Origin of the sequence: Synechococcus sp. MU1642, from assembly GCF_020514115.1 — a bacterium.
Lineage (GTDB): Bacteria > Cyanobacteriota > Cyanobacteriia > PCC-6307 > Cyanobiaceae > Parasynechococcus.
On the sequence record NZ_VTKZ01000008.1, the window covers coordinates 56266 to 76984 of the forward strand.

24 protein-coding genes and 1 tRNA gene are annotated in these 20719 nt (G+C 61.4%); 19 read left to right on the forward strand and 6 right to left on the reverse strand.

The window, feature by feature from the left end; translation table 11 throughout:
• The first annotated feature begins 70 nt into the window (after positions 1–70).
• From FZZ85_RS08960 to FZZ85_RS08975, 4 genes are read left to right on the forward strand one after another with little or no spacing between them, the layout of a single operon-like run.
• Positions 71–664: a chromophore lyase CpcT/CpeT gene (locus tag FZZ85_RS08960; RefSeq protein WP_226414284.1), complete on the forward strand. Its 594-nt coding sequence runs from the start codon at positions 71–73 to the stop codon at positions 662–664.
• A complete protein-coding gene (locus FZZ85_RS08965; protein ID WP_226414287.1) occupies positions 664–1437 on the forward strand; it encodes a HEAT repeat domain-containing protein in 774 nt (257 codons plus the stop codon). The genes FZZ85_RS08960 and FZZ85_RS08965 overlap by 1 nt, the downstream gene beginning before the upstream one ends.
• Entirely contained in the window at positions 1437–2069 is a 633-nt protein-coding gene (locus FZZ85_RS08970) for a HEAT repeat domain-containing protein (protein ID WP_226414290.1), read from the forward strand. Before FZZ85_RS08965 ends, FZZ85_RS08970 begins: the two co-directional genes overlap by 1 nt.
• Positions 2066–2545, forward strand: coding sequence for a low molecular weight protein-tyrosine-phosphatase (locus FZZ85_RS08975; RefSeq protein ID WP_226414293.1), 480 nt, complete (start codon positions 2066–2068; stop codon positions 2543–2545). The genes FZZ85_RS08970 and FZZ85_RS08975 overlap by 4 nt, the downstream gene beginning before the upstream one ends.
• Here the strand turns inward: FZZ85_RS08975 and FZZ85_RS08980 are convergent.
• Both FZZ85_RS08980 and FZZ85_RS08985 read right to left on the reverse strand, forming a co-directional pair.
• Positions 2529–4031: a bifunctional pantoate--beta-alanine ligase/(d)CMP kinase gene (locus tag FZZ85_RS08980; protein ID WP_226414389.1), complete on the reverse strand. Its 1503-nt coding sequence runs from the start codon at positions 4029–4031 to the stop codon at positions 2529–2531. The genes FZZ85_RS08975 and FZZ85_RS08980 overlap by 17 nt on opposite strands.
• An 11-nt stretch (positions 4032–4042) precedes the next feature.
• Positions 4043–4564, reverse strand: coding sequence for a septal ring lytic transglycosylase RlpA family protein (locus tag FZZ85_RS08985; protein ID WP_226414297.1), 522 nt, complete (start codon positions 4562–4564; stop codon positions 4043–4045).
• Positions 4565–4899: 335 nt separating this feature from the next.
• Here FZZ85_RS08985 and purM point away from each other — a divergent pair, with 335 nt between their 5' ends.
• Entirely contained in the window at positions 4900–5937 is a 1038-nt protein-coding gene (purM, locus tag FZZ85_RS08990; RefSeq protein WP_226414300.1) for a phosphoribosylformylglycinamidine cyclo-ligase, read from the forward strand.
• A gap of 118 nt (positions 5938–6055) precedes the next feature.
• A complete protein-coding gene (locus FZZ85_RS08995; RefSeq protein ID WP_226414303.1) occupies positions 6056–6688 on the forward strand; it encodes a histidine phosphotransferase in 633 nt (210 codons plus the stop codon).
• A 9-nt stretch (positions 6689–6697) separates the two neighbouring features.
• Here FZZ85_RS08995 and FZZ85_RS09000 read toward each other — a convergent pair whose 3' ends face one another.
• On the reverse strand, positions 6698–7684 hold the full coding sequence (locus FZZ85_RS09000; protein WP_226414306.1) for an aldo/keto reductase: 987 nt from the start codon (positions 7682–7684) through the stop codon (positions 6698–6700).
• Here FZZ85_RS09000 and FZZ85_RS09005 point away from each other — a divergent pair.
• Together FZZ85_RS09005 and FZZ85_RS09010 are read left to right on the forward strand one after the other, a co-directional pair.
• Positions 7683–7871, forward strand: coding sequence for a hypothetical protein (locus tag FZZ85_RS09005; protein WP_226414404.1), 189 nt, complete (start codon positions 7683–7685; stop codon positions 7869–7871). The genes FZZ85_RS09000 and FZZ85_RS09005 overlap by 2 nt on opposite strands.
• Positions 7871–8344: a hypothetical protein gene (locus FZZ85_RS09010; protein ID WP_226414308.1), complete on the forward strand. Its 474-nt coding sequence runs from the start codon at positions 7871–7873 to the stop codon at positions 8342–8344. The genes FZZ85_RS09005 and FZZ85_RS09010 overlap by 1 nt, the downstream gene beginning before the upstream one ends.
• Positions 8345–8355: 11 nt before the next feature.
• On the opposite strand, the gene FZZ85_RS09015 is transcribed toward FZZ85_RS09010, so the two are convergent.
• Positions 8356–8426, reverse strand: a tRNA-Cys gene (locus FZZ85_RS09015).
• Between the two features lie 54 nt (positions 8427–8480).
• On the opposite strand from FZZ85_RS09015, the gene FZZ85_RS09020 reads away from it, so the two are divergent.
• Positions 8481–9701 carry a lipid-A-disaccharide synthase-related protein gene (locus tag FZZ85_RS09020; protein WP_226414392.1) on the forward strand — a complete coding sequence of 407 codons (1221 nt, stop codon included), beginning with the start codon at positions 8481–8483 and terminating at the stop codon, positions 9699–9701.
• Positions 9702–9720: 19 nt separating this feature from the next.
• Positions 9721–9978 (forward strand): hypothetical protein, encoded by a 258-nt coding sequence (locus FZZ85_RS09025; protein WP_226414311.1) that lies wholly within the window; start codon positions 9721–9723, stop codon positions 9976–9978.
• 9 nt (positions 9979–9987) lie between these two features.
• Here the strand turns inward: FZZ85_RS09025 and FZZ85_RS09030 are convergent, their stop codons facing one another.
• A complete protein-coding gene (locus FZZ85_RS09030) occupies positions 9988–10632 on the reverse strand; it encodes a ribonuclease D (protein ID WP_226414315.1) in 645 nt (214 codons plus the stop codon).
• A gap of 115 nt (positions 10633–10747) precedes the next feature.
• Here FZZ85_RS09030 and FZZ85_RS09035 point away from each other — a divergent pair, with 115 nt between their 5' ends.
• The 3 genes from FZZ85_RS09035 to FZZ85_RS09045 are packed head-to-tail and all read left to right on the forward strand — an operon-like array spanning position 10748 to position 12585.
• A complete protein-coding gene (locus FZZ85_RS09035) occupies positions 10748–11131 on the forward strand; it encodes a helix-turn-helix transcriptional regulator (protein ID WP_226414318.1) in 384 nt (127 codons plus the stop codon).
• Positions 11132–11181: 50 nt separating this feature from the next.
• Positions 11182–11736, forward strand: coding sequence for a cofactor assembly of complex C subunit B (locus tag FZZ85_RS09040; RefSeq protein ID WP_226414321.1), 555 nt, complete (start codon positions 11182–11184; stop codon positions 11734–11736).
• A 3-nt stretch (positions 11737–11739) separates the two neighbouring features.
• Entirely contained in the window at positions 11740–12585 is an 846-nt protein-coding gene (locus tag FZZ85_RS09045; RefSeq protein WP_226414324.1) for an N-acetylmuramoyl-L-alanine amidase, read from the forward strand.
• Here the strand turns inward: FZZ85_RS09045 and hemF are convergent.
• Positions 12582–13670, reverse strand: coding sequence for an oxygen-dependent coproporphyrinogen oxidase (hemF, locus tag FZZ85_RS09050; protein ID WP_226414327.1), 1089 nt, complete (start codon positions 13668–13670; stop codon positions 12582–12584). The two genes, FZZ85_RS09045 and hemF, sit on opposite strands and share 4 nt — an antisense overlap.
• Positions 13671–13785: 115 nt before the next feature.
• Between hemF and FZZ85_RS09055 the strand changes: the two genes are divergently transcribed.
• The 6 genes from FZZ85_RS09055 to gshA all read left to right on the forward strand — a co-directional run bounded on the left by FZZ85_RS09055 (position 13786) and on the right by gshA (position 20700).
• Positions 13786–14862 (forward strand): Mrp/NBP35 family ATP-binding protein, encoded by a 1077-nt coding sequence (locus FZZ85_RS09055; RefSeq protein ID WP_226414330.1) that lies wholly within the window; start codon positions 13786–13788, stop codon positions 14860–14862.
• A 2-nt stretch (positions 14863–14864) separates the two neighbouring features.
• Positions 14865–16103: a rod shape-determining protein RodA gene (gene rodA / locus FZZ85_RS09060; protein WP_226414334.1), complete on the forward strand. Its 1239-nt coding sequence runs from the start codon at positions 14865–14867 to the stop codon at positions 16101–16103.
• On the forward strand, positions 16100–17449 hold the full coding sequence (locus FZZ85_RS09065) for a sensor histidine kinase KdpD (RefSeq protein WP_226414337.1): 1350 nt from the start codon (positions 16100–16102) through the stop codon (positions 17447–17449). The genes rodA and FZZ85_RS09065 overlap by 4 nt, the downstream gene beginning before the upstream one ends.
• A 102-nt stretch (positions 17450–17551) precedes the next feature.
• The gene (locus FZZ85_RS09070) at positions 17552–17983 is read left to right on the forward strand and encodes a photosystem I reaction center subunit II PsaD (RefSeq protein ID WP_011363412.1); all 432 of its coding nucleotides are present in this window, start codon (positions 17552–17554) and stop codon (positions 17981–17983) included.
• Positions 17984–18043: 60 nt separating this feature from the next.
• A complete protein-coding gene (locus FZZ85_RS09075) occupies positions 18044–19561 on the forward strand; it encodes an anthranilate synthase component I family protein (RefSeq protein ID WP_226414340.1) in 1518 nt (505 codons plus the stop codon).
• Positions 19558–20700, forward strand: a complete 1143-nt coding sequence (gene gshA / locus FZZ85_RS09080; protein ID WP_226414395.1) for a glutamate--cysteine ligase — start codon at positions 19558–19560, stop codon at positions 20698–20700. The genes FZZ85_RS09075 and gshA overlap by 4 nt, the downstream gene beginning before the upstream one ends.
• The last annotated feature ends 19 nt before the right edge of the window (positions 20701–20719 follow it).

The following is a 20719-nucleotide window of genomic DNA, read 5'->3' on the forward strand; positions in this document are numbered from 1 at the left end:
TTGACGTTGCGTTCCAAGCCCCCCTCGGGGGGCTTTTTTTATTGTTCTTTTTCGGCCCCATCAGAGCGCTGTGATCACCCCCAACGTTCGGCGTTTTCTCAACCTGCTCTGCGGCGAATACAGCAACCAGCAGCAAGCCTTCGACAACCCTCCCCTTTATGCCCACATCTTTCTGAGGTATCGCCCGCTCATACAGCTACGTCCGGGGTCAATCCTGCTCGAACAGACCTATGCCGTTGATCCGAAGCATCCTTACCGGTTGCGCATGATCCGCGCTGAAGAGCAGGCCTCCGGCGCCATCAAGCTTTGGAATCACGTCCTCCGAGACCCGGAACGCTTCGCCGGAGCCATGTTTGATCCGCAACTCCGCCTTGCCATTCAGGACAGTGACCTGATCAGCGTGGATCAGTGCCACTACCAAGTGCTCGAACAGCCAGACGGCTACCACGGCACCATGGAACCCGGCTGCAAGTGCATCGTGCAACGGAATGGCCAAGACACAGTGCTGGTGAGCAGCTTTCACTTGGAGGGAGACTCCCTCTCGACCCTTGATCGCGGCCATGACCCGGAAACGAATGAGCGCCGCTGGGGCTCGGTGGCAGGACCGTTCCGGTTCAGGCGAACCCAAAGCTGGACGGCCGACATGGCATCAGCCTGGGTGTGATGGAACCGCTGAGTGAAACGCAGGTGATCAAGGACCTCCGCCAGACGGAGGACCCTTCGGCGCAGTACTACGCCGCCTGGTGGCTGGGGAAGATGCGCAGCCAGCACCCTGATACCATCCCTCTTCTGCTCAGAGCTCTTGCGGCACTTGACGCCGCGCCGATTGATCCAGAGCAACGCGGTGTCGCTCTCAACGCGATCCGTGCTTTAGGTCTGCTGAGGGATAAGAGAGCAGAAAAAGCTCTTCTGGCGCTGTTGCACTGCAACGATTACACCGTGCGGGAGGAGGTGGTCCGCACGCTTGGTGCCATGGGCAGCTGTGGGGCTGTTGAAGGCATCCGTGCATTGCTGGCCAGTGGATTGGAGGGAGCAGGAGCTGAGCAACCCTCAACCCCCTTGCTCAACGAACCCTGTGAAGCGCTGCTGGAAGCCCTCGGTGACATTGGTGATGGCAGCAACAGCAATCTCGCCGTGATTCAGCCGTTCACGGAGCACCCTCGGCCATTGATCAGATCAGCGGCCTGCCGAGCGCTGCTGCAGCTGACTGGTCTTGATCAGTGGGGTATGGAACTGAAAAAGCTGCTTAACCATCCAGAACCCCTGGTGCGCCGTGGCGCGCTGCTCGATCTAGGCGCCACCGGCTGGCTCGCCGCCGTGCCATCGATCCGCTCGGCTGCCGTGGAACCCAGCCTCAAGCTGGTTGCACTCCGGGCATTGGCAGAACGTAACGACAACCCCAATGACGTCCTCGATGCAATGGACGAACTGCTCTGATGACCACCTCAGCATTGGACCAGGCGCTTCAGAAGCTCGAGCGGGCCACCAGCACCCCTGAGTTGGTGAAAGCAACGCAAGCCCTTTGTGCGCTGAACGACCTTGAGGCCGCCAAACCGCTCGTGAAGGTGCTGGGGTTCAACAATCCGGCGGTGGCAGCCGTGGCAACACAGGGGCTGATTCAACTGGGACCGGACATCGTTCCAACGCTGTTGGTGAGCCTGGATGCCCGCAATTACGGCGCACGGGCCTGGGTGGTGAAGGTGATTGCCGCCTTGCGGGATCCACGGGGTCTTGACCTCCTGGAGCATGCCCTTCAAGCAGACATCGCTCCGAGCGTGCGGCGCTCCGCAACCCGTGGCCTGGCGGACTTGGAGCTCAGTGAAGACGCAGAGCACGATCAGCTTGAGCGCTGTTTCGAGGGACTGCTCAAAGCCGTACGAGACGACGAGTGGGTGGTGCGTTACGCAGCGGTCTACGGACTCGAGCAACGTTTGTACAGCGCAGCTGTGTCAACACACCTGGCCGAACAGGGCCGGGCCGCACTGAACCAGCTCGCGTCCGATGCGGAGGGTGTCAGGGTGGTGCAGCTGCGGGCTCTGAAAGCCCTCCAACGCCTTAACGCCGGATGACCCAGAAACTGTTGTTCGTCTGCCTCGGCAACATCTGCCGCTCACCAGCGGCCGAAGGCGTCTTCCTGCATCTGCTTGAAGAGCGTGGCCTCAGTGATCAGTTCGTGGTGGATTCCGCCGGAACGGGCGGATGGCATGTGGGCAATCCGGCGGACCGACGCATGCAGGATGCAGCCAACCGTCGCGGCATTCAGCTGCCCAGCCGCGCACGACAGATCAGCCTCAACGATTTCTCGAGTTTCGATCTGGTGCTGACCATGGACGACGACAATCTCACGGCCGTCCAAGGACTGGCTCGAGAAGCCGGTCCTCGAGCAACGGCCAGCATCAAGCCAATGCTCAGCTACGCCCGGGGATTCTCCGAAACCGAGGTGCCTGATCCCTATTACGGGGGCGAGGCGGGCTTCGAGCATGTGCTCGATCTGCTCGAGGACGCCTGCACCAACCTGCTCGACGAACTCAGCCCGCCGGCGTAGGCCAGGCCTCTTCGGCCACCCGAGAGCGGAACTGCCCCACCAGGGCATCGATCACAGCCTCAATGCTCATGCCATCGGTCACGAGCTCCACCGCGTCCCCCGCCTGCACCAGAGGAGCCTCCTCACGCGAGCTGTCGAGGTGATCCCGTTCGGCGATCTGTGCTTCGAGCTCAGATCGCTCAGGCACCGGGAAGCCCCGCTGCTCCAGATCAAGAGCCCGGCGCCGGGCCCGCTCACCAACCGTCGCCGTGAGGAACACCTTCAGATCAGCATCCGGGAAAACAGCGGTGCCGATGTCGCGGCCCTCTGCCACCAAACCACCCTTTGCACCCATCGCTTTCTGTTGAGCGGTCAGCGCTTGCCTGACGCAACGGTGCGCGGCCACAGCCGAAACCGATGCTGTGACGTCCGGCGAGCGAATCGCGTCGCTCACGTCCTGCCCGTTCACCAACACCTGCTGGCCTCCACCAGGCAGCGACCGCAGCTGAAGGTCGAGATCGTTCAACAGCGGTGCAATGGACGCAGCATCCTGGGGGTCCACGCTGTTCTGTTGCACCAACCAGGTCACCGATCGGTACATCGCGCCCGTGTCGAGGTAGACCAGCCCCATCTGCTCAGCAAAGGCCCGGGTGACGGTGCTTTTGCCAGCACCGGCAGGACCATCAATGGCAACAAGAGGCTGGCGGGTCATCAGAAAGACGTGATCGATCAATCGGGTCGTCCCGCAACGCACCGCCGCTGCCAACAGTGAGATGGCCGTTTCAGAGCCACAGGGCTGAAGTGTGTAGGGGTCGACCCTCTTTACATACTCCACCTCAAGGCCTGCTTCACCGAGGCTCAGGCGCACTGAGGTTTCGGGATCGGTGGGATCGGCACAGCGCAACGCCGACGGCAGAGCAGCGGCTTGAGCCCTATCAGCAGAGGTGAGGTACTTGTTGCGGGAGCTCAAGGCAAGACCATCAAGTTCACGAACGGTGGGAACGGCCCGGACTGCTACGTCCACATCGAGATCGGCCACTAGCCGGCGCAGGATCACCAGCTGCTGCCAGTCCTTTTCACCCAGCCAGAGGCAAGACGGCTCCACCAGCTGAAGTAGCCGGGCCACGACCGTGACCACACCATCGAAGTGACCTGGACGGGAGGCTCCACAAAGCTGGGTCTGCAGATCTGCCGGTGCTGAGCGCGATACCGCTGACTGGATCCCACTTGGATAGATGGCATCGACACTCGGTTCCCAGAGGGCATGGGCGCCAGAGCGTTCGGCTAAAACCCGATCCGCTTCAAGCGTTCGCGGGTAGCGATCAAAGTCTTCAGCTAGCCCGAATTGGAGTGGGTTGACGAACACACTCACCAGTACAGGCCCCTGTGCAGCAGCGAGGCGAATTAGTTCACCGTGGCCCTGATGAAGCCCCCCCATGGTGGGCACAAATTGCAGGGGTCCACTGAGGTTGACCCGGAAGCTCTCCAGCTCGGGCTGGGTGGACAGAACAACGCAGCTCAGCGCAGCACCTCAAGCTTGACCTGGGCGATTCCAGAGGCAATCAAACCAAGATCAGAGGCAGCGCCATGGCCAAGGTCGATCACTCGGTGATCAATGAAAGGTCCGCGGTCGTTGATGCGAATCACGGCTGTACGCCCATTCCAGAGGTTGGTCACGCGCACTTTCGTTCCAAAAGGAAGCGTGCGGTGAGCCGCCGTCATCGTGCCGGGCTTGTAGACCTCACCATTGGCAGTGCGGTTGCCATAAAAACCGGGGCCATACCAACTGGCCTCCCCAGTGATGACCTTCACAACTTCAGGTAAGACCTTCAACTTCGGTTTGGGAAGTTCGGCAACTGGAGGCGCAACGACCGGTTTGACCTCCGCAGGGAAGAGCATTGCCTGGAGCTCGGAAGCCTGTGGCTCAGCGACCAGATCAAGGACGTCAATGGGTTGTGTTCCGTTGACCGAGAGGAAATCACTGGCCACCTCCGGTAGGAGTGCCGAACTCCCTGTAATTGCTCCGGAGAGCGTGGCCATCGTCATAAGGACTCGCATACAGAGCGGAGTGACCAAGACATGGAGAAGAACTCGCAACTCCGGAGACGAGGCGTGTTCTCTTAAAAATTGTTTGTGACTCTAAAAAAACCGCTATCGAAAGAAAACTGGCCTTCATTGACCTTACCGGCACAGCCACCCAAGCCCGCCGCTAGGCGCAATCCCCGTACCGACTGGCAGATCAACGCCAGAACCCAAGCCCCCGCACATAAGCCACAAGCAAAAAGTGGATAAGCACAGCCAATCAGATGCTGTGACGACAAACAAAGCAGCACAGGCTCCGCGGCATTGCAGGATCGGTGCATCGGATTCGTTCCATGGATTACAAGAGCGCTGGAGTTGATGTCGAAGCCGGGCGCGCGTTCGTGCAGCGCATCAAGGCGTCTGTGGAAGCCACCCACCGTCCGGAGGTCATCGGTGGCCTCGGCGGTTTTGGCGGACTGATGCGTCTTCCACCCGGATTGCGCAAGCCCTTGCTGGTGTCGGGCACCGATGGCGTCGGGACCAAACTGGAACTAGCCCAGGAACATGGCAGCCATCACGGTGTGGGCATCGACCTGGTGGCAATGTGCGTCAACGACGTGATCACGTCGGGAGCCGCGCCGCTCTTTTTTCTGGATTACATGGCCACCGGCGCCATAGCACCATCGGCAATGGCCGAAGTTGTTGAAGGAATCGCCGATGGCTGCAGGCAAAGCGGCTGCGCCCTGCTTGGCGGCGAAACGGCCGAGATGCCAGGGTTTTACCCCCAGGGGCGTTACGATCTCGCAGGTTTTTGCGTGGCCGTCGTCGAAGAAGACGAGCTCATTGACGGCCAACGCATTCAGCCTGGCGACAGCGTGATCGGTGTGGCCAGCAGCGGCGTGCATAGCAACGGCTTCAGCCTGGTGCGCAAGGTGCTGGAACAGGCCAACGCAAATGCGAACACTGTGTATGGCGCCGACCAGCGCCCCCTGATCGGCGACTTGCTGGCGCCAACAACCCTGTATGCCGACCTGGTGCAGCACCTGCTGCATAGCGGATGCGAGCTCCACGGCATGGCCCACATCACCGGCGGGGGGCTACCGGAAAATCTTCCGCGCTGCCTGCCGGAGGGCTGCTCTGCGCGCATCGATGCCTCTAGCTGGACGAGGCCACCCCTCTTCCATTGGCTGCAGGAGGCCGGGGACATTCCCGAACGGGACCTTTGGCACACGTTCAACCTCGGCATCGGCTTCTGCCTCGTGGTGCCGGCGGGGAGCGAAGCCGCTGTGATCGAGCACTGCCGAAGCAAGAACCATCAGCCCTGGGTGATTGGCAACGTGACCTCCAACACCCCAGGCAGCGCCGCTGTTCTCGAAGGTGTGCCCGCCTGATTGCGTCAGTTTCAGACGGGTTTACCGCAGCAGAGCACCGGCCCAGAAGGGATCGAATAAGCTTCGTCTATGCACATCGGAACTTTTTCCGATAGCGACGCCAATACATCTTTTTTCAATGCCTTTTGATAAGCCCCAGCGCATTACGCGCCGTCGATCGTCTGCAGGGCCAGTTCCTCCCAGACGCCCTTTGCCTTCAGGCCAGGACAGGCAACAGGGCTACAGGCAGGGCGCACGACCAACATTTCTCACCCTCCGTGATCACGGCAAGGTCTTCGTGGCCGACATGCCCCACCTGTCGGATGGGCAACTAGCTCACATTTGCAAGGAAGCCCAGGAGGTTTTGGAAAGTCTCGAACGGCGAATTCAAGACATGGAGCAGGAGCTCAGTCATGGTCCTCAGGAGCGCGACACTCTGATCAAGGCGTCCACCAAACGTGACGTCACACGCCGGTTCATCCGCGCCATTCAGGACGAGCAGGATCATCGCCAGAACAACCCTGCTCTGAGGAGCGCTGCAGGCGAATCGCTTCCGCGCACCTTTTTGGAAGTCGCCCGGCATCGACTGCCCGGGGCAACGTTTGATTCCTTGCTGCAGGAAGCCCTCGCCGCCTGCGCCCAGCAACAGGACACTCCCCCTGCCCCCACACGCTTGGAACCCTCACAGGACAAGGTCATTCCGATTCGCAATGACGGGGACAGCCTCCCGGTGGTGGTGAGCCCAGCACCTGAATCCGCCTCGGAGGCCTGAGCACAACACTCAGCGACTCTGAAAGGGATTGGCGGGCATACGCTCGCTGCAACGGATCCGGGCTTCATCCAACCGCTGACGCTCCTCAGGTGACATCGACCATTGCAGTGCAGCGGCAACATCCCTGGCCTGGTCTGGAGTTCGCAGCCCCGGGATCGGTGTTGTACCAAGAGCTCTGCACCAGTTCAAAGCAACTTGAACCATCGATGCCCCGCGTTCGATCGCGATGGCCTGGATCTCACTGCGCAACTCAAGACTGACCGGAAGCAGGCGCCGAAACAAACGGGCCCTCAACCAGGTGTCAGGGCCCCTCTCCTCAGCCCCGGGCGCACAACCCAGCACGCCGAAAGCCAGAGGGCTGTAGGCCAATACCTCCACATCAAGGTCCCTGCTGACAGCGATCAACTCGCGCAGCTGATCATCCGCAGGCGCCAAAAGCGAACACTGCACCTGAACGCTGCGGAGGGAAACGCCGCGTGCCAACAGACGGCGATGGATCAACACCAGGCGTTGAGGGCCCAGGTTGGACAGCCCCAACTCGTCCACCCGGCCAGCCAGAACGAGCTCAGCCAAACCATCGAGAAGGCCTTTCTCCTGCCAGGGGGCGTAACGCGCCGTACTCCAGTGCAATTGCACGCGCCGCAGCTGCCCCTTGAGCCGCGATCGACTGGCCTCGAAGGCAGCATCAAAGCCCCGACGCCCCCATCGCCAGGGGAATGGGGCCAACTTCGTGGCCACCGTCAACTGGGATCGGCGCAGGGCTGGCAACTCGGCCATGAAGTCGCCAAGCAGCGCTTCACTGCGTCCACTCAGGCTCCCCGTTCCATAAGAATCCGCGGTGTCGACCAAGTTGAGCCCAGAGCTGAGGGCCTGTCGAAACGTGGCACGAAGTCGAGTGTCGTCCCGCTGGGGGTCGTATCCCCAAACTGCCTTGTTACCCCAGGCCCAGGTGCCGAAACCGATGCCGTTCAACGGGGCAATGCTGCTTCCAGCCATGATCGCTGTCGACCTGCCCCGCTGCATGATGAGCGCATCCCCCACACAGGAACCTGCGACATCGACCGATCAGGCCGTGGAGGGATCAACCGCAGACGAAGAACGCATCCTCTGCAACCACTGCCGCAGAACCGCCAGCAACGGCATTCGCTGCCTGGGCATGTGCGTCGCCGATAGCGATTATTGATGATCCACCTGTGGATGGCGTCATTGCTGTTCGCCGTTCCGGCGACGGGCAATCCATCGCCGGCCTTTGGCCGTCTGGAGCACAGGCCTGCGCATTGCCGCATCGTCGTCGGGGGGCGTCCTCTGGCCTGCAAACGCCTGCAGATCAACGCCAACGGAAGCCGCGGCCTGCGGCTTCGTTTCATCGGAGACGATCAAGTAATGGGCGGCAGCTACCAGTTGAGCTTCGTCAGCCTTGATGGAGACCAAGGCAGTCCGCTCAGCTGCGACAACTCTGGCTGCCGCTTGGATTCACGCCGCTGGGATGGGAGCCTGCTCAGCACGTCATGGGTCCGCTTTGATGCCAGGGGACTCCCCACGGGCCTACCGGCAACCCGAACCGCTCAAGGTCGCTGCCGGATTGATGCGGACACCATCAGCTGCGAGAGTCACTCACGCAACGTTGCCGGCATGAGCGCGGAGGCTCAATTGTGATGAGGATTCAAAGGCGGCACCCAGATTCGAACTGGGGATAAAGGATTTGCAATCCTCTGCCTTACCACTTGGCCATGCCGCCACCCGGGAACAGCCGTCCCCATTGGGGGATCGTATCAGCCATGCCCCTGGCTCCCTGCTGTTTCTCTGCAATGGCCATGGGGAAGATCTGATCACCCTGCGGATCATCCAAGCCGTCCATCGGCGCGCACCGCGACGCCCCCTAACTGTGCTTCCTCTGGTGGGCTCCGGCCGGGTGTTTGATGCAGCAGTTCAGCAAGGATGGTTGACACGCTTGGGGCCGAAAGCGGCCCTACCCAGCGGTGGCTTCAGCAACCAAAGCCTGAAAGGTCTGCTGGCAGACGTCAGGGCTGGACTCCCCAGCCTGAGCTGGAGCCAATGGCGGTTGGTGCGCCGCCTGGGGCGTGAGCGCCAATCAATCCTTGCCGTCGGCGATTTGCTGCCACTGCTGATGGCATGGAGCAGTGGCGCTCCCTTCGGCTTCATCGGCACTCCCAAAAGCGACTACACCTGGCTCAGCGGTCCCGGACGGGCCAAAAGTGACTTTTACCACCGGCTCAAAGGCAGTGAGTGGGATCCCTGGGAATGGCGCTTGATGCGCTCGCGGCGCTGTCAACTGGTGGCCATGCGAGATCGGCTCACGGCCCGTGGCTTGCAACGCAAGGGCGTGGGTGCTCTGGCGCTGGGCAATCCGATGATGGATGGCCTTCAAATCCAACCGCTGCCATCGGCCCTGGAACGCTGCCGCCGGGTGCTCTTGCTCTGCGGAAGTCGCATGCCGGAGGCCCAGCGCAACCTGAGGCGGTTGGTGCGCAGCGCCATGGCGCTGCCCGGGCGTGTACCGATGGCACTGCTCGTGGCCGTGGGCGCCCAACCCGATGCAGAGGCCCTGAGCGACAGTCTTGAACAACTGGGTTTTCGACGCAGCCTTCCGCCTTCGGACCAACTGGCTGCCGAAGCCTGCTGGGTGAAAGGAGCCTGCTTGGTGCTGATCGGGCGAGGTTGCTTTGACCGATGGGCCGGCTGGGCAGAAGTCGGTATCGCCACCGCCGGAACGGCGACGGAACAATTGGTAGGCCTGGGCGTTCCTGCCCTGTCCCTACCGGGACCAGGGCCGCAGTTCAAGCCGGGCTTCGCCCGCCGTCAGAGCCGCTTGCTGGGGGGAGCCGTTCGTCCGTGCCCTGACGAATCCGAGCTCACCAAACGACTCGAATACCTCCTGGCTGACCCGGCACTCCGCTCCCACCTGGGACGGATCGGTACGCAGCGGATGGGGCCAGCAGGGGGAAGCGATCAGCTCGCAAGACTGATCCTGGATCGCTTCAACGGATACTGAAGGTCCCCGGTTGATTGCGATGGCCGCGATTCAGGACCCCACCCTCGTCAAACTTTGTGCCCAGTTGGCCAGTCGACTGAGCATCAGCCTTGCCAGTGCCCGGCGCCAGGTGGAACAGGCCGCGGCCCGTGAAGGTCACCGCGATGTGGAAGGACGGCGAGCGATGGCTGAATCCATGCTGGCCGCCCTCGACAAGGACAACGGTGTCCACGCCCGCCAGCTGGACGCGTTGCTCGAGAACAGCGAAGGCGACGGCAACTTCATGCTGGAAGACTGAGCTCCAGGCTCAGTGCTCAAAGATCTGGTGAAAACGCTGTCGATCCAACTCGGCAACCACCGGAACGCATTGGAAACAGCGCTGCGCCAGATCCCAACGCCCTTCCCGCCGCAACATCTGCTCCAAGCGCTCTCTGGCTGGCAGAAGGTAGCGGACGTCGTTAGCGGCATAGGCCAGCTGGACATCCGTGAGTTCGTCCACCCGGCCCCAGTCACTGCTCTGGGCACCCTTGTCCAGCTCGACACCGACTAATTCCATCACCAGATCCTTAAGGCCATGGCGGGGGGTATACGTGCGGCCGAGCCGACTGCCGACCTTGGTGCAGAACACGGGATTCACTGCAATCCCCAAACCGGCCGCAAGAGCTGCCACATCGAAACGGGCGAAGTGAAAAACCTTCTCAACGTTGGACGCCTCAAACAGGCGCTTGAGGTTAGGTGCCTCGGTCTGGCCCAGGCCAATGCGGACGCAGGCCACACGGTCCTCGGCGTCGGCAATCTGAACCAGGCAAAGCCGATCGCGCCCATGGATCAGCCCCATCGCTTCAGTGTCAACGGCAAGCCGCAGGGACTGCAGGTAGCGCTCCGTCCAAGCTGCATCGAGATCGCGATCAAAGACGGCGAATTCCGCTGGGGATGACGACTTCTCAGCCATGACTTCAGGAAGGGATGGAGCCAGTGTCGCCAACCGCCTCCACAGCAAGTCTCAATACTCTCCTCTTGAATCTCGAAATGAGATCGTTTTTGATTGGTGAAGTTATCCCGCGCCTGTGTTCTCTCGCAGAAAGCCTTCGCGCACCTGTCTGGCAGACATCGAGCAGTACTTCCATCAGCCGCCACCGCAATTCCTCGACCTGGAACTGGCTGTCTGCTGGATCCTCGAGTGCTTGCTCAAAGACGACAACTACCCATCCGCACTTCTGCAGAAACTGATCCGGGAGGAGCCACAACTGCGGCTTTCTGAAACCGTCCTGCAACAGGCCCTGGAGTTCCTTGAGCAACAGGGCTCGATCAGCACTTACACCCAACGCTGCCCGAGTCGCGGACGGCCCCGGCGCATGCTGCATCTTGAATCCGACGCACGCGGCGAAGCCGAACGACTGATGCAGCCCTGGCGCAGCTGGCTGGACTCCCACCGGTTCGCTTTGAACTAAGCGATTCTCCCTGCGAAAGGCTTAAAAAGGGTTGCCACCACCTGAATGCCATGCCTGCAGGATTCCAATCCACCCTCCTGCTGACTGTCCTGCTGGCGATTGGTCTGGTGTTCTTTCTGCGTGCAGCCAGCAAAGACCGAACCACAGTGGTGGACGTTGTATCCCCCCACCCCCCTATCACCGTGCTCGATGGGCTCAGCACCTGGCTGGAAGACCGCGGTTGGAGCCGAGATGGCGGCAATGCAGAGCGGCAGGTGCTCCGCTTCAAGGGGAAAGTGGCCTCCAGCCAACCCCTAGCCGTGTTGCTGTCGGGACTGGCGGCCATTGGCTCCGCCTGCTTCGGCTTGGTCCTGCGGCAGCTGGCACCTCAACTGCACTGGTGGCCTCTTCTGCTTATCGGCTTGGGCCCTTTGGCTGGCGCCCTATACACGCGACGAGCAGCTCGCACAGAAGCCCTGGAGCTGCAATTGCTACCGGCCCCAGAGGGAAAGGGCAGCGCCATTCGTCTACGGGCCCATCGGGACGAATTGATCGCCATCGAACTGGAACTGGCTGAGACCCTGCAACTCGCCAGTGATGGGTCCCTGCTCTCCTCCCCGATCTGAACCATGCGCCTGCCGGCCTGGATGCAACGCCGTCGCTTTGCCTCAGGTCTAGTCATCACAGCCCTGTCGCTGGGAACCCTCGCGATGACCAAAGCTGCGGAACAACGCAACTGGCTTGGCACAGCCGAGCCCAGCAACGAACCAGCAGAGCAACCCGCACCGGAACAGGCAGACCCCTGTCCCTCACCCGCCACGCCAGACCCCCTGCTGGGTCCACGCACGAAGAAACCCGGGAGCTGGGTCGGCCGTAGCCCTGTTCAAACCAACCTGCCAATCGTCGTTATGGCAGGGCACGCCGACTCCCAGGGAACCGCCAGTCCAGGAACCCCGGGATATGCGGTGCATAAGCAGAAGCGACCGCCGATGCAACCGGGCATTCGCGATGAGCTGTTCTGGAACCGCCAGGTTCAGGCCGCTGTGGTGAGCCAAGGCCAAGCCCGCGGCTTGAACATCCGCGCCTACACCCCTCCTTCCATCAGCATCGCGAACGACGACGACTCCAGCACCAACTGGTCGAAAGCCAAAGTGTTTTCGGAGCGTGGTGAATACGTTCTGGAGATCCATTTCGATGCCTACCGACCCCATGGCTTCGGCTCCGGTCTGATTCCTGTGCTCGCAAATGTGCGTGAACTGAATGTCGTCGATGAAAGCCTGGCCCAAGCATTTGGGCGCTACCCACGATTTTTCCGCGGAGGCCTTGGCGGTCCACGTCGCGGCATCGGAATTCTTGAAATCGCCATTCTCGAGCCCCCCCTCGAGACGAACCTGAGGGACCCGAGCTCAAGGGAACATACGGTGAACTGCCTGGCCGAGCGCGTAGTGAATGCAATCGTCCAAGGCGTCAGTTAGCTGATCGCGCCATGGTGGCGGCAACGCTCATCAAGCGAGTCATCACCGAGCCAATCCTGAGGCTTGGTGAACAGTTCGGTTAGCAGGGACTCCCGTGATCCAGCCTGTGCGGTGTAGCCGTACTCCCAACGCACCAGCGGGGGCAGAGACATCAAGATCGACTCTGTCCGTCCATTGGTCTGCAAGCCAAAGATCGTGCCGCGGTCCCAAACCAGGTTGAATTCCACATAACGGCCCCGGCGATAGAGCTGAAAGTTCCTCTCGCGATCGCCATAGGCCATCGGATGACGCTTCTCCACGATGGGGGCATAGGCAGGAAGGAAAGCTCTGCCATTGGCCTGCCCCAAGGAGAACAGCTGCTCCCAACTCAACGGCCTAGCTCCCAAACGGGCTGACACCTGAGCCGCAGGACCGGAGGGATCCTGGCCCTTGTAGAGCGTGCCGTTGGCATCTTGGTAGTCGTAAAAGATGCCGCCAACGCCGCGGGTTTCATCGCGGTGCTTCAAATAGAAGTACTCATCGCACCAGGGCTTGAAGACCTTGTGCAGATCCGAGTGAACCGAATCACAAGCCGCCTGATGGGTGCGATGGAAGTGACGTGCGTCGTCGAGGAAGGGGTAGTAGGGGGTCAGGTCGGCACCCCCGCCAAACCACCACACCGGGCCGGCCTCGAAGTAGCGGTAGTTGAGGTGAACCGTCGGGATGTAGGGATTGCGCGGATGCAGCACCATTGAGGTACCCGTGGCGAACCAGGGATGCCCCTTCGCTTCCGGACGCTGCTTGAGGATCGACGGGGGCAGTTCTTCTCCTTGAACCTCGGAGAAATTCACGCCGCCTTGTTCAAAAACGCGGCCCTCACGCATCACCCGGGAGCGCCCCCCACCCCCTTCAGGCCTGACCCAACTTTCTTCAACGAAGCGACCTTCACCATCAAGCGCTTCAAGGCCAGCACAGATTTCGTCCTGCAGCCCCATCACCATCGCCCGGGCCCGCTCTCTGGAATCGCTGGGGGGCAGTTCAAGGGGAGCCTTACTGACACCCACGTCCTGGCGTCCAAGGACGCGGCGAATCAGGGAGCGAATCATGTGTCAGAGACTGGAGACATCGAAACCTAACCAGGTCACCCCAGACCTGGACAAGCATCCGTCAGGGACTGTCACGGGCGGCGCCCCTAGGATCCGGCTTGCCTTTGTGAAACGGATGACCCCGGTCGAGCAGGCCAATCAGGCCCTCCAGCAAGTCAAAGATGCCGGCAGTGGCAAAACGGCCCTGGAGCTCGGCTGGATTGAACAGATCCGCATCACCCCCCCGAGGGCAGTGTTTCGCCTCAGCCTTCCAGGTTTCGCCCAAAGCCAGCGTGACCGCATCGTGGCCGAGGCACGGGGCGCTCTGATGGCGCTCGACGGCATTGAGGACGTGCAGATCGAGATCGGTCAACCGCCAAGCCAGGGGGGCATTGGCCAAGCCGGCCACGGTCAGCCGGCTGAACGCCAGTCGATCCCCGGCGTCCGCCAGGTGATTGCGGTGAGCAGCGGCAAGGGCGGCGTCGGCAAAAGCACCGTCGCCGTCAATCTGGCCTGCGCCCTCGCCCAGTCCGGCCTGCGGGTGGGACTCCTTGACGCCGATATCTACGGGCCAAACGCACCCACCATGCTGGGCGTCGCAGACCAAACGCCTGAGGTCCAGGGCAGCGGCGATCAGCAGCGGATCGTCCCGATCGAGACCTGCGGCATCGCTATGGTGTCGATGGGTCTGCTGATCGACGATCACCAACCTGTGATCTGGCGAGGCCCGATGCTCAACGGCATCATTCGGCAGTTCCTGTATCAGGCCGAATGGGGCGAGAGGGACTTTCTCATCGTTGACCTGCCGCCCGGCACTGGTGATGCGCAGCTCTCCCTGGCCCAAGCAGTGCCGATGGCCGGTGTTGTGATCGTGACCACCCCACAACAGGTGTCGCTGCAGGATGCGCGACGGGGTCTCGCCATGTTCCGGCAGATGGGCATTCCCGTCCTCGGCGTGGTGGAGAACATGAGCGCCTTCATACCTCCAGACCGTCCTGACTGCCGCTATGCCCTCTTCGGCAGTGGCGGCGGCGCCCAACTCGCTGCGGACTACGACGTTCCCCTGTTGGCTCAGATCCCCATGGAAATGCCTGTGCAGGAAGGCGGTGACACGGGGCGACCGATCGTGATCAACCGCAGCGACTCCGCCAGCGCCACCGAGTTCAAGGGCCTAGCCGAAGCTGTTCTCAAGGCCGTCAGCCAGCCCGTCTGACTATGTTCATTAGACGTGATCGCCGCAGATCGCACCGGGAGTGGATGCTCTGGGGTGTTCCACTTGGAATGGTCACCATCGCAGGGGTGCTGATCGCCAGCACCCAACGCCAGGCGGACTATGCCGACTGGTATCACCACTGGATCACCGCGGCCTTCGGAGTGCTGCTGGCGCTGGGACTGGAACGGCTGCCGCTGCAGCGTCTCCGGCCTCTTTTGATTCCCGTTTACACCCTCACAGTGATCAGCCTTGTGGCGGTGCGCATGATTGGAACCACAGCGCTGGGCGCCCAACGCTGGATCAGCATTGGCGGGGTACATGTTCAGCCATCGGAATTCGCCAAGATCGCGGCGATCCTGCTCGTGGCAGCGGTGTTGTCGCGACACCCGGTGGAACGACCGATTGATCTGATGCGCCCGCTCGGGGTGATTGCGGTGCCTTGGCTGCTGGTGTTCATCCAGCCTGATCTCGGCACATCGCTCGTGTTCGGCGCCCTGATGCTCACGATGCTCTATTGGTCGGGGATGCCGATCGAATGGGTGATTCTGTTGTTATCACCCCTGATGACAGCACTGCTCTCAGGCCTTCTCCCCTGGGCCATGGGCCTCTGGATCCCGCTGATGGTGGTTCTTGCTTACCGCTCCCTGCCCTGGAAACGTCTCGCGGCGACAGCCACCCTGGCCTTCCACGGCGCCATGGCGGCTGTGACCCCATGGCTCTGGATGAATGGTCTGAAGGATTATCAAAGGGACCGTTTGGTGCTGTTCCTCGACCCCAGTCAGGATCCATTGGGCGGGGGCTATCACCTGCTCCAAAGCAGCGTGGGCATTGGTTCAGGCGGCGTCTTGGGCACAGGTCTTCTTCAAGGACAACTGACCAAACTTCGTTTCATCCCTGAACAGCACACCGATTTCATCTTCAGCGCCCTGGGCGAGGAAACCGGATTTGTTGGCTGTCTTCTGGTGGTTCTTGGCTTCGCAGCCTTGATGGCACGGTTGCTCCAGATCGCGCGCAATGCCCGCACCGACTTCGAATCACTTGTGGTGATCGGAATCGGCACGATGCTGATGTTCCAGGTGGTGGTCAACATCTTCATGACCATCGGACTAGGCCCCGTCACAGGGATCCCCCTGCCCTTCCTCAGTTATGGGCGCTCAGCGATGTTGGTGAACTTCATCGCGCTCGGCCTCTGCCTGTCGGTGGTCCGGCAAAGCCGTCGCTCCTTGGCGCAACTCCGTTGACCGGGCCATCCTTCACCGACCTGCGGCAACGGCTGGCGCAGGACGTGCCCCAAGGCCGCTGCGATGAGATTGGTGTCCGGCGGCTTTGGTGGGCTGCTCTGGAAACCCTGCAACAGGATCTGCTCGAACAGGGCATTGAAGGTGGGATCTGGCTGGCTGCACCCCTGCCGGCTCTCTACGAACCGGAGTTGCTCAAACATCTGCAGGGATGGGTGTGGGCTCCAGATCAACTGGATCAACTGAGTCTGCATCCAACGGCACTGCCGGGACGGTCCAGCAGCGATGAGCACTGCCCCCTGCGGGGATTCCAACGCTTGTCCCTGCGGCCCGACGACGGGGATGACCCCCTGCTGCTGGTGATAACGCCCGAGGTCCAGGTGGCCCTTGCCCTTCATGGACCAGCCCAGAAGCGTCAGCTGCTGATGCGTTGCGACCCAGCAACGCTCAGTGATGTTCTGGTTCAGCTGGGGCGGCGGCTGGAGCACCAGTCACCAGCGCAGGCCGAACAGCTGCGCAAAGCGCTCGAATCGATCGGCTCCCTAAAGAGCAATGGAGCCTGGTCAGAAAAGTTCTGGCCACGTCTCACCGAGCGGCTCACCGGCACAGCCCCCGGGCTGATGCTGCAACCCATCCAGGCTGAGCGCCCACCGGAAGCTCCCAGCCATGGAGATCTGAATTTGCTGGAAGCGATCACCCATGAGGTGCGAACACCTCTGGCAACGATCAGAACACTGATCCGCTCTCTGCTGCGGCGAAAGGATCTGGCCGATGTCGTTGTGAATCGCTTGCGGCAGATCGATGTGGAATGCAGCGAGCAGATCGACCGATTTGGCCTGATCTTCCATGCCGCTGAACTGCAACGGGAACCCAATGAAGCCAATCTGGCCCGCACGGATTTGCAGGCCATGCTGAGCGCCCTTGCGCCCAGCTGGACGGAGCAGCTAGATCGTCGCGGAATCGCCCTGGAACTGGATCTCACCGCTGACCTGCCGGCCATCCTCAGTGACTCCCGGCGATTGGAACCGATGCTTGGGGGTCTGATCGACCGCAGCACCAGGGGACTCCCCTCCGGCAGTCAGCTCACCCTTCACCTCCAGGCAGCGGGTCCTCGGGTGAAGCTTCAGCTGCATGTGGAGCATCCCGACAGGAGCCAGACCGCGGAGGCCGGCTCGGCTCCCCAACGCGAGGACGTGGGGACCGTCCTGAGCTGGGATCCGAGCACCGGAAGCCTGCAATTAAGCCAGGATGCGACCCGCCAGATGATGGCCAGCCTGGGGGGCCGCTATCAACCCAGGCGAGACCGCGACATCACCGTCTTCTTCCCGGTGCACACCCCCGGAGAGTGATTGGTTTGTTGACGGGTGTGAAGCTTGCTTTCGGAGGTCAAAACAGGCACCAATGACGGTGCTACTTTCCAGCCATAACGGCTCTTGTGGATTTTTTCAGCCATGGCAGCAACGGCGTTGAACGGTCAACTTCCCCAGCACATCGCCAGCACGGGAGGCCTTCTTAATTCAGCGGAGACCGAAGAGAAATACGCGATCACTTGGACCAGCAAGACTGAACAGGCTTTTGAGCTCCCCACCGGTGGCGCCGCTCTGATGAATTCAGGAGAAAACCTGATGTATTTCGCTCGCAAGGAACAGTGTCTCGCCCTCGGCACCCAGCTGCGCACGAAATTCAAGCCCCGGATCGAGGACTACAAGATCTACCGGATCTACCCCGGTGGTGACACCGAGTTCCTGCATCCCAAGGATGGTGTGTTCTCCGAGAAGGTGAACGAAGGTCGCCCCATGGTGGGTCACAACCCCCGTCGCATTGGCCAAAACGTCAATCCTGCCAATATCAAGTTCAGCGGCCGCAACACCTTCGACGCCTGATTCCTCAACGCTGGCTCCCGGAGATCATGATCTCCGGGTCTTGGCTGCGATGATCAGGTCATGTTCAGTCCCGATCGCGACGCCTTTCATCAGGCGATTTGCAGTGGTGCCAACCTGATTCCTCTGGCTCAGAGTTGGCCCGCAGATCTTGAAACACCCCTCACCACCTGGATCAAGGTGGGCGACGGAAGACCTCCAGGCGTGCTGCTGGAGTCTGTCGAGGGTGGAGAAACCCTGGGGCGTTGGAGTGTGATCGCCTGTGATCCTCTCTGGACGGCGTCGGCCCGGAACGATCGTCTTACGCGCACCTGGCGTGACGGTCGTGAAGAGACGTTGAACGGCAATCCATTCGAATCCCTGCGCGACTGCCTCGCGCCTTACTCCTGCGTCAACCTGCCGGGCCTCCCTCCGCTTGGACAGCTTTATGGCGTTTGGGGCTACGAACTGATCCAGTGGATCGAACCCACCGTCGCTGTTCACCCTCGAGCAGCTGCAGATCCCCCGGATGGGGTCTGGATGTTGATGGACGCGATCCTGATCTTTGATCAGGTGAAACGACAGATCACCGCCGTCGCCTTCGGCGACCTCTCCAACGGAGCGGATGAGGAGCAGGCCTGGCAAACCGCTATCGGACGGATCGAGGCCCTGCGCCAGCGGATGGACACACCTCTGCCAGCCGTCAAACCACTGACCTGGGACGCGAGAAGCACAGAGCTTCCCGCTGTGTGCTCCAACCGCAGCCCTGATGAATTCGAAGCAGCCGTCGACACCGCCAAGGAACACATCGCAGCCGGCGATGTGTTCCAACTGGTGATCAGTCAGCGCCTGGAAACCGAGGTGCCTCAATCACCCCTGGAGCTGTACCGCAGTTTGCGAATGGTGAATCCATCCCCGTACATGGCGTTCTTCGACTTTGGGGACTGGCAACTGATTGGCTCCAGTCCAGAGGTGATGGTTCAAGCCGAACCGGCTGCTGATGGCATCCACGCCAGCCTGCGGCCCATCGCCGGAACTCGGCCCCGCGGCGCCACGCCCCTGGAGGACCGCGAGCTGGAAGCTGACCTGCTGGCCGATCCCAAAGAACGGGCTGAGCACGTGATGCTTGTTGATCTGGGCCGCAATGACCTCGGCAGGGTCTGTCAGCCTGGAAGCGTGGCGGTGCAAGACCTGATGGTGATCGAGCGCTACTCGCACGTGATGCACATCGTCAGCCAAGTCGAAGGACGCCTTGGCCCGAAGCACGATGTGTGGGATCTGCTGATGGCGGCTTTTCCCGCCGGCACCGTCAGCGGCGCACCGAAAATCCGTGCGATGCAACTCATCCACGATCTTGAGCCCGATGCGCGTGGCCCCTATTCCGGGGTCTACGGATCCGTTGATCTGGCGGGGGCCCTCAACACGGCGATCACGATCCGAACCATGGTGGTGCAACCACGCGAAGGCGGAGGATGCCGGGTCAAGGTGCAGGCCGGGGCAGGCGTTGTTGCCGATTCACAGCCGACGGCAGAGTTTGAGGAAACCCTGAACAAGGCCCGGGGAATGCTGACTGCACTCGCGTGCCTGAATCCACCGGAATGACAGCGCAACCACTTCTGCTGAAAGGTTTCGAGGTTGAACTGTTCACCGGTCAAACCAACGGAGCCAACGTGGGCGTCGCTCCCGACGTGGCCATGGAACTACCTGGCTTCGTGACAGAACCGGACTGTCGCAATCTCGAATACATCACCGACCCAATCCGGGATTACGCCGAACTGCCCGAGGCGCTGCTTTCTCCCCGGCGGACGCTGCGGCGGTGGCTGCAGGAACGGGAGCTGACGCTTCTCCCCGGCAGCACCATGAGCCTTGGTAACAGCAGCCGATTCGAACGCTCCGACCCCGACAACGCTTATCACGCGCTGATTGAACAGCTGTATGGCACCAGGGTCGTGACAGCCAGCATTCACATCAACCTCGGAATCACAGATCTCGACTGGTTGTTTGCAGCGGTCCGGCTCGTGCGCTGCGAAGCAGCTCTGCTGCTCGCCCTGAGTGCCAGTTCTCCCTTCTTGGATGGGCGCAGCACCAACCACCACTCTCAGCGATGGCACCAATTCCCCATAACGCCGCCTGCGGTTCCTCTCTTTAGGAATCACGAGCACTACATCCAGTGGGTGGAAGAGCAACTGGCCACGGGTGCTATGCGCAACGAGCGTCACCTGTGGACGTCCGTTCGGCCCAATGGTCCGCAGCGCCCCTACGACCTCAACCGGTTGGAGTTACGGATCTGTGATCTGGTCACCAATCCCCATGAGCTGCTGGCGATCACCTGTCTGCTGGAGCTGAGGCTGCTGGCCCTCAAGAACAACATCGAAAGCCTCGATCCGCTCTGCAGCAGCTCCCTTTCCGCTGACGAACTAGTCCAACTGGCCGACAGCAATGACGCCGCCGTCGCCCGATCCAGCCTGAACGCTGAACTCCGGCATTGGCAAGATGGCCGTGCCATCACTTGCAAGGACTGGCTTCTTGAGCTGATTGATCAGATAGCTCCCCTGGCTGAATCGCTCCAGCTCAGCGCCTGCCTAAGGCCCTTGCATGGCCTGCTCGCCGATGGGAATCAAGCCATGCGCTGGGAAACGGCGCTTGGCCAAGGCCAATCCATCGAAGACCTTCTTCAAGAAGGCATCCAGCGGATGGAGGAGGAGGAAGGGATCTCCACCGGGGAAGCCTATTTGGGATGATCATGTCGAGTTCGTCGCA